This window comes from Paeniglutamicibacter selenitireducens (genome assembly GCF_051550675.1).
In the GTDB taxonomy this organism is placed as follows: domain Bacteria; phylum Actinomycetota; class Actinomycetes; order Actinomycetales; family Micrococcaceae; genus Paeniglutamicibacter.
This window is the reverse complement of record NZ_JBPULF010000008.1, coordinates 123,734-138,559: the sequence shown is the minus strand read 5'-3', so window position 1 is coordinate 138,559 and position 14,826 is coordinate 123,734. Positions and strand designations below refer to the sequence as shown.

Annotated in this window: 14 protein-coding genes; 7 read left to right on the top strand and 7 right to left on the bottom strand. The window is 68.0% G+C overall.

The annotated features are described in order from the left end of the window. Positions 1-91 precede the first annotated feature (91 nt). Positions 92-1,558, bottom strand: a complete 1,467-nt coding sequence (locus ACSYDW_RS14345; RefSeq protein WP_438339410.1) for a DUF2079 domain-containing protein — start codon at positions 1,556-1,558, stop codon at positions 92-94. A 72-nt stretch (positions 1,559-1,630) separates the two neighbouring features. Beyond that, on the bottom strand, positions 1,631-2,263 hold the full coding sequence (locus tag ACSYDW_RS14340; protein ID WP_438339409.1) for a uracil-DNA glycosylase family protein: 633 nt from the start codon (positions 2,261-2,263) through the stop codon (positions 1,631-1,633). A 285-nt stretch (positions 2,264-2,548) separates the two neighbouring features. Between ACSYDW_RS14340 and ACSYDW_RS14335 the strand changes: the two genes are divergently transcribed. From ACSYDW_RS14335 to ACSYDW_RS14320, 4 genes are all read left to right on the top strand, one after another. Next, the gene (locus ACSYDW_RS14335; protein ID WP_438339408.1) at positions 2,549-3,721 is read left to right on the top strand and encodes a VanZ family protein; all 1,173 of its coding nucleotides are present in this window, start codon (positions 2,549-2,551) and stop codon (positions 3,719-3,721) included. Between the two features lie 195 nt (positions 3,722-3,916). Next, positions 3,917-4,741 carry a DUF2637 domain-containing protein gene (locus ACSYDW_RS14330; RefSeq protein WP_438339407.1) on the top strand — a complete coding sequence of 275 codons (825 nt, stop codon included), beginning with the start codon at positions 3,917-3,919 and terminating at the stop codon, positions 4,739-4,741. Positions 4,742-4,980: 239 nt separating this feature from the next. Continuing rightward, the gene (locus ACSYDW_RS14325) at positions 4,981-6,135 is read left to right on the top strand and encodes a GTP pyrophosphokinase (protein ID WP_438339406.1); all 1,155 of its coding nucleotides are present in this window, start codon (positions 4,981-4,983) and stop codon (positions 6,133-6,135) included. Positions 6,136-6,247: 112 nt separating this feature from the next. Then, positions 6,248-7,849: an ABC-F family ATP-binding cassette domain-containing protein gene (locus tag ACSYDW_RS14320; RefSeq protein WP_438339405.1), complete on the top strand. Its 1,602-nt coding sequence runs from the start codon at positions 6,248-6,250 to the stop codon at positions 7,847-7,849. Positions 7,850-7,961: 112 nt separating this feature from the next. Here the strand turns inward: ACSYDW_RS14320 and ACSYDW_RS14315 are convergent, their stop codons facing one another. The 4 genes from ACSYDW_RS14315 to ACSYDW_RS14300 all read right to left on the bottom strand — a co-directional run bounded on the left by ACSYDW_RS14315 (position 7,962) and on the right by ACSYDW_RS14300 (position 10,209). Next, positions 7,962-8,225: a hypothetical protein gene (locus ACSYDW_RS14315; RefSeq protein WP_438339404.1), complete on the bottom strand. Its 264-nt coding sequence runs from the start codon at positions 8,223-8,225 to the stop codon at positions 7,962-7,964. A gap of 189 nt (positions 8,226-8,414) precedes the next feature. Then, positions 8,415-9,374 (bottom strand): SURF1 family cytochrome oxidase biogenesis protein, encoded by a 960-nt coding sequence (locus ACSYDW_RS14310; RefSeq protein ID WP_438339403.1) that lies wholly within the window; start codon positions 9,372-9,374, stop codon positions 8,415-8,417. Between the two features lie 5 nt (positions 9,375-9,379). Continuing rightward, positions 9,380-9,670 (bottom strand): acetone carboxylase, encoded by a 291-nt coding sequence (locus ACSYDW_RS14305; RefSeq protein WP_438339402.1) that lies wholly within the window; start codon positions 9,668-9,670, stop codon positions 9,380-9,382. Then, positions 9,667-10,209, bottom strand: a complete 543-nt coding sequence (locus ACSYDW_RS14300; protein ID WP_438339401.1) for a DUF3099 domain-containing protein — start codon at positions 10,207-10,209, stop codon at positions 9,667-9,669. Before ACSYDW_RS14300 ends, ACSYDW_RS14305 begins: the two co-directional genes overlap by 4 nt. 206 nt (positions 10,210-10,415) lie before the next feature. Here ACSYDW_RS14300 and ACSYDW_RS14295 point away from each other — a divergent pair, with 206 nt between their 5' ends. The 3 genes from ACSYDW_RS14295 to ACSYDW_RS14285 all read left to right on the top strand — a co-directional run bounded on the left by ACSYDW_RS14295 (position 10,416) and on the right by ACSYDW_RS14285 (position 13,446). Then, a complete protein-coding gene (locus ACSYDW_RS14295) occupies positions 10,416-11,141 on the top strand; it encodes a beta-ketoacyl-ACP reductase (RefSeq protein ID WP_438339400.1) in 726 nt (241 codons plus the stop codon). Positions 11,142-12,053: 912 nt separating this feature from the next. After that, complete coding sequence (locus tag ACSYDW_RS14290) at positions 12,054-12,518, top strand: GatB/YqeY domain-containing protein (RefSeq protein WP_438339399.1); 465 nt, start codon at positions 12,054-12,056, stop codon at positions 12,516-12,518. Positions 12,519-12,699: 181 nt separating this feature from the next. Next, on the top strand, positions 12,700-13,446 hold the full coding sequence (locus ACSYDW_RS14285) for an SDR family oxidoreductase (protein WP_438339398.1): 747 nt from the start codon (positions 12,700-12,702) through the stop codon (positions 13,444-13,446). Positions 13,447-13,695: 249 nt separating this feature from the next. Here the strand turns inward: ACSYDW_RS14285 and ACSYDW_RS14280 are convergent, their stop codons facing one another. Next, a complete protein-coding gene (locus ACSYDW_RS14280; RefSeq protein WP_438339397.1) occupies positions 13,696-14,757 on the bottom strand; it encodes an FUSC family protein in 1,062 nt (353 codons plus the stop codon). Positions 14,758-14,826 lie beyond the last annotated feature (69 nt).

Genomic DNA, 14,826 nt, shown 5'->3' with positions numbered 1-14,826 from the left:
GAAGCAGGCGGGACGCGAAGGGGCCGCACCGGCGGATGCGGTGCGGCCCCTGGGGCGCGTGTTCGGTGCGGGATGCCCGCGGTACCCGGGGTCAGCGCTTGAGGTAGTCGGTGCAGACCGGGTCCACCGGGATGTCGCGGTGCAGCACCATGATGCCGTTGTCGATGGGGGCGACCTGCTCGAAGCCCAGGGCGTGTGCGCGGCGCAGTGCCTGCGGGGGGTTCAGCGGGTCCCAGCCGCCGAGCTCCTGCTCGTTGAAGTCGATCACCATCCAGCTGGAAAGCTCCGTGCCGATGTCGCCCATCATGCCCACGTAGGTGCGGTCCGTCAGGTGCGGGACGAGCGTGTCGGCGGCCTCGACGCAGACGCCGTCGGGAATCATCGCCACGGCGCGTTCCTTGGCGGCGACACGTTCGTTGGTGCCCCAGGTGGCGCCGGTAAGCGTGCGGCCCAGCGGGAAGACCGAGTGGAAGAAGAGCGTGCCGACCAGCGCGAAGGCCAGCAGCCAGGCGGGGCCGATGACCTTGGCCTTCGTCCAGCCGCGGCGCTCGATCAGCTTGCCCAGCACGTGGACGGCGGAGAGGATGAGGATCGGGGCCATGATCGCGTCGTACTGGTAGACCGGTGCCCAGGTGTTCAGCCGGTCGTTGAAGAGCCGGGAGAGCAGCAGCGGGGCGCCGAGGATCACGTACGGGGAGGCCAGCGGCAGCAGCGCGAGCGGCAGGAAGCTCAGCATCCAGAGCAGCACCTTGAGCTGGTGGTTGAAGAGGATGCCGATGGACTGGAAGGGGTGCGTGAGCAGGAAGGCGATGGCGGCCCCCGCGCTGGCGCCCAGGGCCGTGTACTGCCAGTAGCTAAAGGTGCCGGCGGGGGAGAAGAGCGGGATCAGGTAGCTGGTCACCACCACGTAGCCGCCCAGGCCGATCGCCGCGGTCAGCGCCGCCTTGGCCCACTGCCTGTGGAAGAGCAGCACGATGCCGACGGCCACCATGGTGATGCCCATGTCCTCGCGCACCAGCAGCAGCGAGCTGGCGAGCCCGACGACCAGCCAGTAGCGGCCGCGGTCGAACGCCCAGATGATCCACGCCATGATCGGCACGCCGAACGCCACCTCGTGGAACTCCCAGTTCACTATCGCCTGGAAGGGCCACCACAGCAGCAGTGCCGAGGCCGTCAGCAGGGCCCCGAGGTGCCCGAAGCGCGGGCGGCTGAAGAGGTAGACGGGGATCGCCGTGGAGACCAGCAGGGCCGCCAGGGCGATGCCGAGCATGCGCGGGTCGTCCCAGATCCAGTACAGCGGCGCCAGCAGCGCCAGGATCGGGTGGAAGTGGTCGCCGAGCAGGTTGAAGTCGACGCCCTTGATCGGGACGATCGGCGCCTTGAACATGGCGTACTGGCGCACCGCCTGGTCGAAGATGCCCAGGTCGTAGCCGCGGGACTCGTAGTTCCGGAACTTCAGGAACGAGTGAGCCACGTACAAGACCCCCGCCAGGGCCATGGCCAGCCCGAGATGGAGTTTCTGCGGGCCGGTCATCGCGGCGGGGGTCTTGGTAGGCATAACCTCGAGTTTATCCAGTCGTCGGGGCGTGGTTTGCCGCGGCAGTGCCGCGGCGGGTCGCGAGGGGCGAGGCTACTTGGCCGAGGACAGGCCGGTGCGCGCCATGGCGTCGGCGTAGGCCGCGTAGATTTCCTCCAGGTGCGCCTGCTGGCGTTCCGGGGAGCCGGCGAAGGCGCGGCCGTCGAGCGACTTGACCTTGTAGGTCTTGAAGCCGCGGCGCCACAGCAGCGGGTTCTGGGTCTTGAGCAGCTGCTCGGAGAGGCGGTGTGCCTCGGTGCCGTGGGCGATCAGCACGGAGGCGCGCGGCACGACCTTGAGCAGGCGCAGCAGCGGCTTCAGGCCCGAGGTGATCTCCGGCGGGGTGAACTTGCCGTTCGGCTCGCCCGGGGTGTGCCACGGGGAGACGTTCCACGGCAGCAGGAACTCGGGGCGCAGGCCCAGCTGCCACTGCATGCCCAGCATGCGGGTGGCTGCCTCCGGGGAACCGGCGTCGATGAAGCCGCTCTCGTTGGCGACGCCGATGTTGGAGTACAGCGAGATGATGCGCGCTTCCTCGACGTTGTGCATCGGGTCCACGTAGGACACGGAGCTGGAGGGCCGCAGCATGCGGGTCTCGTCCAGCAGGCGGTTGACCGGTTCGATCTGTTCTTCGTAGCGGCTGTCCGTGAGGGAGTTCTCGACGTGGTCCGGGGCAATTGCTGTCATTGAGGTGCGCTTCTCCTGCTGGGGGTCGAACGGGCGGCATGGGGGAGCAGAGGGCACGCGGGATGACGGATCCCGCGCGTCGCAAACACGCCGATGCTACGTAAGTGGTGGGGGTGGGATCTTGTGCGATCCGGTGGCTGGACTGCCACGGGAAGAACGGGATGAAGATCCACCATCAACAATACCGGCTGCGGCGGGTCTTTGGCACGCGGGGCATCGGGAGCAGCCGGGTGATGATCGGCACAAAATGCCCGCTGCGGGCCAGGGTTCGGTAGTTTTGACCGAATGAACACGATGCTTTGGCCCGGCTGGATCGCCATCCTCTTTGCCGCGCTCTTCACCGCCGCCGCAGGGGTTTTCCTGCTGGCCATGCAGTACCACCGGCACGGACGCCTGTCCTGGCGCCGGAGTGCTGCAAGCACGGTGGTGATCGTCTACCTCTTCGGGCTGATGAGCTACACCATGCTGCCCCTGCCCGAGACGCGCGGGGGCTTCTGCGACATCCGCGGCATGGGAGGGGTGCAGAAGCACCCGCTGAACTTCCTGCCGCAGCTCAAGGACGCGCTGCTGGAGTCCCCGGGGGCCGTGCTTCACGATCCGCTGCTGCTGCAGGTGGCGCTGAACGTGGTGCTCTTCCTGCCGCTGGGCGTGCTGGCCGTGCGCTGGGCGCGCGTCGGCTTCCTCGGCGCGGTGCTGCTGGGCGGGCTGGCCTCCGTGCTGATCGAGACCACCCAGTACACCGGCGTCTTCGGGCTCTACGACTGCGCCTACCGGGTCACGGACATCGACGACGTCATCGCCAACACCGCCGGCGCGGTGATCGGCGCACTGCTGGCCTACCTGCCGGTGTTCGCCTGGATCTCCGGGCCCAGCGACCAAGTCGCGGCCAGGGAATACCGCGCCCCGCGCCCGGTGACCCGCGCGCGGCGCCTGCTGGGCATGGTCTTCGACCTGGCCCTGGTGGGTGTGCTCGGGTTCATCCTGGACACCGGCGGCGCGCTGGTGAACGAGCTGGCCGGGGACCCGCTGGACACCAACCTGTTGACGGTTGCCGCGGCCCTGCTGCCGCCGCTGCTCGTCGTCATCCTCCCGGCGCTGGCCCCGGGCCGCGCCTCGCTCGGCCAGCGGTGCACCTGGATTTTCGCCGCCGACGCCTCGGGGCGCCCGGCGCCGATCGGTTCCCAGGCGCTGCGCACGCTGCTGGGCGGGGGTGGCTTCACGCTCGCCGCCGGCCTGGCGGACCTGGCCGGAGACACGGGCCCCGGGTTCGGGCTGGGCGCCGCGGCCTTCCTCTTGGGTGTCGCCAGCCTGCTGGGCATCCTGCTCGATGCCTCGGGCCGCGGGTTCTCCGCCCGCGTCACCGGCCTGCACTTTGCCGACCAGCGTGCGGAACCCGCCGGGCTCCGGGGGCCGGGGCAGGGGCCCGATGCCCGCGGCCACAGCCTGCACACCCGGTAGCCGCCCCCTTCCCGCAGGTGCCCGTGAGCGTCGAAGCCGACACATGGTGAGAGGCAGCCTCACGTGGCACGTAGAATTGTCGCTGGCGTGCCACGGGGCGCGCCCCCGGGCGGTCCCGCACGGCGGGCCCCGCACGGCAAGCCCCGCACCGCATGGAAACCACCACGCACCGAAGACGATTGAGGCAGCAGCACCATGATTGAGAAGATCCCGAACGAGCCGCACAAGGCGGTGCTGGGCACGGCCGTTGCCGCAACGGTCCTGATCGCGGTGGGCGCGTTCGTGCTCTCCTTCGACGCGCTGACCGACCTGGCGGGGCGCTCCGGCATCAACGCGAACCTGGCCTGGATCTGGCCGATCATCGTCGACGGCATGATCGTTGCCTCCACCGTCGCCATCGTCGCCCTGAACGGGCACAGCCGCCGCGCCATGGTCTACCCGTGGTCGCTGCTCTTCTTCGGCGCCATCGTCTCCACGGCCGCGAACTCGGTGCACGCGATCCTCACGGTCAGCGCGCAGCAGTCGGACATCCCCCCGGTGGTCTCGGCGCTCGTGGCGGCGATGCCGCCGGTCGTGCTGCTGGCCATCACCCACCTGACGGTGCACATGTACCAGAAGAAGGCCGAGGCCGCGAAGCTGCGCGCCGTCGCCGAGCACGACGAGGAAGCCGTGGAGGCGGAGAAGTACGGCCTGGCCTACGACGACGGCTTCCAGGCCGCGATGGCCGACGCCCAGGCAGCAGAGTCCGAGCGCCTGGAGGCCGCCCGGGTGAAGGCGGCCGACGACGTGGCCCGCGCCCGCATCGAGGGCAAGCTGGAGGGCTCCAAGGCAGCGGCCCGGGCCGCAACCCCCTCCGGCAAGCCCCAGGTCCCTTCCGCAGCCCCCGCCGCCCAGGCCCCGGCCTCCGCGAACGGCGCCCAGGGAGCCAAGAACGGCAAGGTCGAGGCCATGGCCGCGGCGAAGAACGGCGCCTCCCCGTTGTACGACGAGGTCGCCCAGTCGATCGACAGCAAGAACTAGCCGGCATCCCGCCCGGGCCAACCCCGCCGTTCTTCCGCCGCACACCCGGCGGCAGGCCGGTGGGGTTTTGCGTACCCGCAACGGGTGCGGCCGGTTTCCGGCGGTTTCCGGCGGGGGTTCGCAGTGCGCTTCGCACGAATCTCCCGGCGCGTGCCGTGCGGCGCATCCCGGCGCGGCAAATCGGCGGTTGATAGGGTGGGAAGCGGAACCCCGAGAGCAGCTTGATGTAGGAGGCACGTGTGGGCACCCCCTGGGAAACCCTCGATGAATCATTGCGCGCTGAGGTCGCGGCCAGCGTCGAACGCTACGCCGCGGCCCGCCCCATGCTCGAACACGTCGCCGAGGCGATGCGCTCGCGCATCTCCGCGCTCTTCGAGGAGACGGACACGGCGCCCCTCTTCGTGGTCAGCCGGGTCAAGACCGTCGACTCCTTCCGCGACAAGGCCTCGCGCATGCTCGCGGCCGAGGAGGAGGGCGGCGCCCCGACCCTCGAGTTCCCCAATCCGCTGCGCGAGGTCCACGACCTGGTGGGGGTGCGCGTGATTGTGAAGCTGCCCCACGAGATCCGCGACGCGGCAAACCTGATCAAGCGCCGGCGCTCGGACTTCGACTGCCGCTCGGACCGCGAGAAGGACATCGGGTCGGTGGAATCGGGCACCTACGGCTATTCCAGCCGCCACCTGATCCTCAAGACCCGCGGCGAGGAGGTCGTGCGCGACTTCCAGGCGGTGCTCGGCGGGGACACCAAGATCACCGGCAACTTCGTCTTCGAGGTGCAGATCCGCACCATCCTCTCCCACGCGTGGAGCGAGATCGAGCACGACATCCGTTTCAAGAACGCCGAGCCGCGCGCCTGGAGCCCGCACATCGACAGGCAGTTCACCGCCACGGCGGCCATGCTGGAAGCCGCCGAGGACCAGTTCTCCGAGCTGCACGAGCGCTTCGAGACGGTCACCGGCTTCTGGGACGCCGAGGGCGAGGGCGCCGTGGAGCTTTCGGCCGCGCGCATCCAGCTGATCTGGCGCACGCTGCTGCCCCACGTGGACAGGAAGTCCGACGACGACTGGGGCTGGGCGGCCGAGCTCGTCGCCGCCCACGGCCTGGGCACCACCCGGCAGTTCGCCGAGCTGCTGCAGCCCGGGGTGATCACCTCGGTGCGTGCGGCCCTCGACCACCGCTATTCCCCGGGCCCGGACCGCCTGCTCGACGACGTCCTGCTCTGGCACTTCGGCTCCGGGCACATCGAGGCGACCAGCGGGGGAGACGCCCACCGGGCCGACTCCCTGCGCCGCCGGCTGGCCCAGATGGACGCCTACCGGCACAAGAATGCACCCAAGTCGGCCCCGCATTCTGGTCCCCCCGCGGAGGCTGCGGAGCGTCCGCAGGAGTCATGAGCCGCCCGGGGGCGTGAGCTTCGCCGCATCGGCGCACAAACCCGGCCCCGACCCCGGTAGACTGGATAGGTTGCCCAGCAGGGCGCCGAAAACCCCCGTCGAAAGGCCCACCGTGATTTCCGTTGCCGATTTGGAGCTGCGCGCCGGCGCACGCCTTCTCATGGAGGGCGTCTCGTTCCGCATCGACAAGGGCGACAAAATCGGCCTCGTCGGGCGCAACGGCGCAGGCAAGACCACCATGACCCGCGTGCTGGCCGGCGAATCGCTGCCCGCCGGCGGCTCCGTCACCACCAGCGGCACCATCGGCTACCTGCCGCAGGACCCGCGCACCCCCAACATGGAGCAGCTGGCACGCGACCGCATCCTCTCGGCCCGCGGGCTCGACGTCGTCGTCGGCAAGCTCAAGAAGTGCCAGGAGGAAATGGCCTCCGAGGACCCCGCGGTGGCCGCGAAGGCCATGCGCCGCTACGACCGCCTCGAGGCGGAGTTCATCGCCGGTGGCGGCTACGCCGCCGAATCCGAGGCCGCGGCGATCTCCAACAACCTGGCATTGCCCGAGCGACTGCTCAACCAGCCGCTCTCCACCCTTTCCGGCGGCCAGCGCCGCCGCGTGGAGCTCGCCCGCATCCTGTACGCGGACGCCGAGACGCTGCTGCTCGATGAACCGACAAACCACCTAGACGCCGACTCCATCACCTGGCTGCGCGGCTTCCTGGCCAACCACCAGGGCGGCCTGCTGGTGATCTCCCACGACACCTCGCTGCTCGAGGCCACCGTGAACAAGGTCATCCACCTCGACGCGAACCGCGCCACGATGGACGTCTACAACCTCGGCTGGAAGCGCTACCTGCAGCAGCGCGAGACCGACGAGCGGGCCCGCAAGCGCGAGCGTGCCAACACCGAGAAGAAGGCCACCACGCTGCTGGCGCAGGCCAACAAGATGAAGGCCCGTGCCTCCGGCGCCTCCGCCGCGCAGTCCATGCTCAAGCGCGTCGACCGCCTGATGAGCGGCCTGGACGACGTGCGCGTCGCGGACCGCGTCGCCGCCCTGCGCTTCCCGGAGCCGGCCCCCTGCGGCAAGACCCCGCTGATGGCCGAGGGCCTTTCGAAGTCCTACGGTTCGCTGGAGATCTTCACCGACGTCTCGCTGGCGATCGACCGCGGCTCCAAGGTGGTCATCCTGGGCCTGAACGGCGCCGGCAAGACCACGCTGCTGCGCATGCTCGCGGGCGTGTCCACCCCGGACACCGGCGACCTGGTCCCGGGCCACGGCCTGAAGATCGGCTACTTCGCGCAGGAGCACGACACCCTGGACGTGGACCGCTCGGTGCTCGAGAACATGCGTTCGGCAGCCCCGAGCCACCTGGGCGACAAGGAGGTGCGCGGCATCCTGGGCTCGTTCATGTTCTCCGGGGACGACGTCGACAAGCCCGCCGGTGTGCTCTCCGGCGGCGAGAAGACGCGCCTGGCGCTGGCCACCATCGTGGCCTCCAGCGCCAACGTGCTGCTGCTCGACGAGCCCACCAACAACCTGGACCCGGCCTCCCGCGCCGAGATCCTCAACGCGCTGGCCAACTTCACCGGTGCCGTGGTCATGGTTTCCCACGACGAGGGCGCGGTCTCCGCGCTGAACCCCGACCGCGTGGTGCTGCTGCCGGACGGCGACGAGGACCTGTGGAACGACTCCTACCTGGAGCTCGTCACCCTGGCCTGATCCCGGGTCCCGGGACCCGGGACCCGGGCCGAGGCACAAGGGGCTGCACCGCCACGGTGCAGCCCCTTGGTGCTTAACGGCGGGTGGCGGGGCATGGTGAAGGGTGCCGCTGCTACACCTCGACCAGCAGGACCAGCGTTTCGCGCAGCACGCCGTCCTGCTTCATGGCTTCCTCGAACTGCTCCGTCTGCAGGGCCAGCAGCAGCGCGTCCATGTCCGGCACGTCCATCTCCAGGGCCACCTGGTTCGGGTTCAGCGGGTCCACGAAGGTGCGGATGTTGGTGATGCCCAGGGACCCCAGGGCATCGGCGCGCCGGCGCGAGGCCAGCCAGTGCTGCACGTCCAACACGTCGTGGCGGGCTATCACGGTTGGCATGGCGTGTCCTTTCGGATGGGGCCGGTGCTCCGCCGGCCCTCTGCCCTCCACGCTACGGAGCGCCGGGCCCCCGGACAAGGGTGCGGGGGGCGGTTCCGGGAGCGGGTGCGCACGCGAAAGCGGTCCCGCACCTCCGGGGGATCCATCCGGAGGTACGGGACCGCTTGGTGTCCTTCAAGGAGTGGCGGTTCAGTCGGCGTCGCTGCCCGCGGGGGCCTGCCGCCCGGTGCTCTGCTCCACGGTGCTTTGATGCTCGGCGGCGCGGCGCTCGAGCTCGTCGAGGTACGCGTCCTCCTGTGCCTCGTCGGTGGGCGTGCCGTCGCGGCGCACCAGCTTCTTGGGGCGCTTGCGCATCCGGTGTGCCTGGTGAAGCACCGGCTCCTCGCCGCGCAGGGCCGCCTCTGCGGCCGCCTCCTTGTCCTCGCGGTTGATGCGGGCCTGCTGCTTGGCGGCGTATCCGAAACCGATGAACACCAGCACGCCGAAGGCGAACCACTGGAACGAGTAGGAAAGGTGCGGCCCCTCGTCCTCCTCGGGACGCTGCAGCTGGGCGGGGGACTCGGCGGGTGCCGGGTCCTCCTTGTACATCAGGCCGTAGCTGCCGGTGGCGATCGGGTAGTCAAGCTTCCGGGCGAAGGCCGGCAGGTCGATCGAGGCCAGCTGCCCCTCGGGCGCGCCGCGGTCGAGCTTCGGCTCGCTGGCCTTCAGCCGCACCTGAACCGTCACCGTTCCGGCAGGCGGGGCCGGGATGTGGTCGGGCTGTCCGGCGTTGTCGTTGCCGATCGGCAGGAATCCGCGGTTCACGATGACGACGGTGCCCTCGGTCGTGCGGAAGGGTACGACCACTTCGTAGCCGGGGCGCGAGCCGGAGATCCTGTTGCGCACGATCGTCTGCTGCTCGGCGATGTAGCTTCCCTGCAGCGTCACGGGGGTCCACTTGGCGTCCGCGGGCAGCTGGTCGAAGAGCGGCTTGGCCTGGGCGAATGGGATGGGTGCCGCGTCATAGTTGCGCTGCACGTGGGAGATCTCGGTCAGCGCCTGTTCCCGGCGGTCCATCTGCCAATTTCCCAGGAAGGCGAAGGCGGAGGCGAACAGGCAGACCAGCAGGAGCCAGCCGATCCAGCGGGTGCTGGCCAGGAATCGATACACGCTAGTTAGTTCTCCTTGGAAATGGTGCCGTCGGGCGATGCCGCGGGGTGCTGCGCGTCCGGGGCAAGCGGCAGGCGTTGCTTGAACAGCAGGCGTTCGGACAGGTAGTTCTCCAGCCAGTCGGCGTGCTCGTCGCAGGCCAACCAGGTCTTGCGGCGCTCGGGGGTGTGGATCTTGGGGTTGTTCCACAGCAGCCGGGTTGTCGCGTCGACGCGGCACCCCTTGCGGGAACACGTGGCCCGTCCCGTGGGTTCGGGGGAGACCCCGGAGCCGGAAAGGCTGTCGAGCAGGTTCACGTGCCGTCCTCGTTCCTTGGTTGGGCCGATTCGGAGGAACCAGTCTCGTCGGTTGATCCCGGACCCCGGTTCGCACGGTCATCCGCGGCGGTGCCCGCATCGTCGTCCGGCTCCTCGAGGAAGGACCCGTCGATCGTGTCGGGGGCGTCCTGCGGGTAGTGCGCCGGCTCGGTCTCGCTGGTCCAGCGTGCGCTGCCCGGGTCCGTTGCCGTTGCGGGCGCGGGGGAGGCGGTGATGGAGCGCGGCTCGTCACCGGCGAAGTACTCGGCCGGAGGCTCGCGCTTGGTAAGGTCCGCGCCGCCGTTGGCGATCACGACCGCGACGTAGGGCAGGACGATGGCTCCGGCGAAGCAAACCCACTGGATCCAGCCATGGGTGAAAAAGGCCGCAAGGAAGCAGACCATGCGCACAGACATGGAGATCGTGTACTTGAGCACGCGTGAATTTTGTTCCACGGTGTGGGACTCGCGCGCCTCGGTGATTCGATGCACCTGGGGGCCGTGCTCGTGATGATGGTGGGTGGGGTGTGGCTCGCTCATGGTTCTTCCGTCGATCCGTCCTTGCCATTGTCTCACCGACCTGTCGTGCTCCACGAATCGGGACCCGTCGGCCCGGGAAACCCGCTGCGTGTTGCTTCCGTGGTCGCCCCGCAGTCCGTGAAACCCCGGGGCGGCATCGATGCGACGCAGGCTAGGATTGAACCAGCAGAAACCACAAGCCCCTGATTACGTCTTTTGGAGGATCCATGTCCGAAATCCCATCCGCTCCCGCCCGCAGCGTCCTGGTCACCGGCGGCAACCGCGGCATCGGCCTGGCCATCGCCCGTGCGTTCGAGGCCAACGGCGACAAGGTTGCCATCACGTACCGCAGCGGCGAGGTCCCGGAGGGCCTGCTGGGTGTGAAGGCCGACGTCACCGATGCGGCATCCATCGACGCCGCCTTCACCGAGGTCGAGGCCGCCCACGGTCCGGTCGAGGTGCTGATCGCCAATGCGGGCGTCACTCGCGACACCCTGCTGATGCGCATGAGCGAGGATGACTTTACCTCGGTCATCGACACCAACCTCACCGGTGCCTTCCGTGTGATCAAGCGCGCCTCCAAAGGCATGATCAAGCTGCGCAAGGGGCGCGTCGTGCTGATTTCCTCCGTCGTTGGCCTCTACGGTTCCCCGGGTCAGATCAACTATGCCGCCTCGAAGGCAGGCCTGGTGGGCATCGCCCGCTCGCTGACACGTGAACTCGGCTCGCGCGGCATCACCGCGAACGTGGTGGCGCCGGGATTCATCAACACCGACATGACCGCGGAGCTTCCCGAGGCCACCCAGAAGAGCTACCTCGCCTCGATCCCGGCAAACCGCTTCGCCGAACCGGAGGAAGTCGCAAACGTCGTGCGTTGGATCGCCAGCAACGAAGCAGCGTACATTTCCGGCGCCGTGATCCCTGTCGACGGCGGCCTGGGAATGGGCCACTAGCCCCGGCACTTGATCAACATCCCTGTTGGGGGATTCCGGGGCCTGTGCCCTCGAAGCCCCCAGCATGGAATGTGTCGTGCCGAATCGCGACCTGTCCGGGATCCCGCGCGTCAACTCTTTCGCTTTCGAGGGTGGACCCTCCCTATGAGCGCAGTGGCCACAAGCCGTGGTCTGCTCCTTGTTGTTGGAAATCTCAGGAAGTACCGAACCCGGGCCCTTGCAGGGAAGCCCTGTCGCAGGCATTCCCATGCAGGGATCCTGGCTTTCCGCATATTGCGCCCGCGCGCTGCTACGGACTCCCTTGACGCCCACCAGTTCGTCGAGGGGGACCAAAATGGCCGGTGTCCAGAGCCGGGCCGGTGGGAGCAGCAATCCGCTCAATCCCGGTGCATTCACTGCGAGAAGCTGGCATGCGTGCCGAAGCGCCCCTTGCGCAACGCTGGGGGAGACGCGACAGGACGACCGCCCTGCTCCGCCGAAGAACTTCCGGCCAAAATTCCAGCGCGCATTCCCGGCAACAAACTCCCTGTGAAATGTCCGAAGCGGTTCGAGCCGGCCTAACGTTCGCACCGCGCGGCATCATTCAAGGCGTCCTGACCAATGTGAACAACTATGTAACCATTATTTATCTAGGTCAATTTTTGACTTAGTCGGTCTTGCCCGCCACAAGTCAGCCGAACATCTAACGTCCAAAGACAGCAACGACATCGGCGCCGAAAACCGCAAGGGGAGCCCCGGCTTAGCACGCGGCGTGTGACATCACGTTCTTTTGCGCCCATGTGAAACCCCACAAATACCCGATGCCGGTTCCCCGGACGCCGTGCGCAGGCAATAAGCTGTGAAGGAGACCGGCAGGGAACAGATGCGGCCGCATCGCGTACTTGTCGGAAATGCAGCGAAAGAAGACCAACCGTGGAAAACCTGAAGACCCGTTTGCGCGAAGACATGAAGAACCACCTGAAGGCTGGCAACCGTGTCGAACTGACAACCGTCCGGAACCTGCTTGGCGAAATCAACACGCGCGAAAAAGGTGGAAAGACGCCCGTGGAGCTCGATGACGCGGCCGTGACCGCCCTGCTCCAGAAGGAAGCGGCGCGACGGCGCGAAACGGCGCAGACCTACACCGAGGCCGGTGCATTGGACCGCGCAGCTGCGGAGAACGCCGAGGCGGAAGTCATCGAGGCGTACCTGCCGGCACCCCTGGATGCCGCAGCGGTACAGGGCATCATCGATGCGGCGCTGGCGTCGTTGCGGGCCGATGGCACCGAGCTGTCCATGCGTTCGATGGGTTCCGTCATGAAGATCGTCAGCGCCGAGGTGGCGGGCCGTTTCGACGGCAAGACCGTCAGTGACATGGTCAAGGCCGCACTGGCCTAATCGCCTGGCCGTGGCGACACGGCAACTTTGGAGGTTTCCTACAAGCCGCCGTTCGCCTTGCTGCTGGCAGGATTGAACCAGCAGAATCTTTCTTTGTAAGAACTACCCAAACTTTCGGTGACCCGGCAATTCCCTGCGCACGACGCGCCTGGAAGCCGCTTCACCAGTCTTAGGAGCAGAATTGTCCGACCTTTCAGCCAAGGGCGCCATTGTTACCGGATCCTCGCGCGGCATCGGCGCCGAAGTCGCCAAGATCCTTGCGGCACAGGGTGCCGGCGTGGTCATCAACTACCGCCAGAAGGCCCCGCGCGCCAACAAGATCGTTGGGGCCATCGCCGAGGCAGGCGGTCGGGCGGTCGCAATCGGGGCCGACTTGACCTCGCCGGAGGGCCCTGCAGCGTTGGTCGATGCCGCCATCGAGAACTTCGGTTCCTTGGACATCCTCGTACTCAATGCCTCCGGTGGCATGGAGTCCGGCCTCGGCGAGGACTACGCGCTCCGCCTGAACCGCGATGCACAGATTGCCATGTTGCAGGCAGCAACCGAAAAGATGGCTCCGGGGTCCCGGGTGGTCTTCGTGACCAGCCACCAGGCTCACTTCATCGACCAGGTTGAAACCATGGATGCCTACGAACCGGTTGCCCGCTCCAAGCGTGCCGGCGAGCTGGCCTTGCGTGAATTCATCCCCGCCCTGGAAGCCAAGGGCATCACTTTCGTGGTGGTATCCGGAGACATGATCGAAGGCACCATCACCGCCACCCTGCTGGACCGAGCGGAGCCGGGTGCCATCGAGGCACGCCGTGCCGCGGCCGGAAAGCTGTACTCCGTGGAGGAGTTCGGCGCCGAGGTGGCCGCCATGGTCACTTCCGACGTTGCAACCGGGCACACCGAGTACGTCGGCGGCGCAGGGGACTTCCTGGCTAAGTAGCGCCACTGCCGATCGTGTGGGTTCCGTTTCCCTAGGGGAGGCGGAACCCACACGACGTTAAGGGCATTTCCCGGGCCGTGCCCGGGGCACCGTGTGGCCGTAGGGAGCAGCCTGGCTCCGGACCGGATGTGGCACTTCGTCCGCGAGGTGCAGCAGGCGCCGGCATGGCCCGCCGGCGGTTCACGCTGCGGCTTCGGGATGAGTTCACCCGGGAGCGATGGCGGCGCGGTTCGGCTGCGGACGCGGGAATCAGGCCGGTTGTGCCGGGACGTCAGGCTTGGCGCGGGGCCGGTGCAGGAAGGCAATGAGCACCAGCATGCCGATGATTGCGCCGATCGTTGTTTCTGCGGCGCGGTCCAGGATGAGCCATCGCAGCGAACCGGGATTCGCGAGGTAGCTCATGGAGAGGATGAGCGGCGTAAAGAACACCAGCGACAGTCCGTAGTGGCGGACGATGTACAACTCCGTTGGGAACTGGAACGCAATGACCAGCAACACCAGGAAAACCGGATGGGTAAAGGCGCCGAGAGCCAAAGCCGCTACGGCGAGGCCCGCGAAAGTTCCCAGGACACGGTGGAACCCCCGGACCATGCCCTCGGAGAGCCGGGCCGCCGACAGCGGAATGGCAGCCGAAGCCATCGCCCAGTAGGGGTGTCCCCACCCCAGCGCCGTGGCAAGCACGCCGGAGAGCCCAACGGCAGTAACGTACATCGCGGCCGTGACAAGATGCTCGGGCATCGGCGGCAGCAAGTGCGGCCGCGGGGCCCGGCGCTGGCCGGGGTCCCAGGCGCGGCCCCTGAACCAACCGGCAAACCCGACAGTGATGGCACATGCCGCCGAAAGTACTGCGACGAGTGCCGGCACCCAGAGGGAGGTGTGCAGCGGGGTTGCGGCGCAGGCCCCGAAGGCGAAGATGCCGAAGAATGGGCCCACCGGGCGCAGGTGCATGCGGTCGGTCACGACGGAACCTATGCCCGCGACCAGCGTTTCGATGGCCACGAAGCCCCAAACCCCTATCTCCGCGATGGAGGTCAGGATTCCCGCGACCACGCAGGCGCACAGGAAGGCCGCGGCCGAAAGCTGGTGGAACAACCTCAGCTGGTGCGGTTCCCCGCGTCCGTACATGCCGGTGAAGCAGCCGAAAACCGCATACATCACCAGGTCGGGGTGCCCGGAAACCAGCAGCACAAGGGAGGGTATCGCAAGGCCCACGAACATCCGCAACGCCCCGCGGTGCTCGCCGCTGGCGGGCGGAACGTGGAAGAGCGCCTTGGCTGCCGCGCGCAATTGCCCTGCCCTCGTCCCGATCACCAAAAAACCTTATATCGCCGCCGGTCCCCGGCGTGAATCGGATGACGGACGACGTCGAGGGCGCATGGT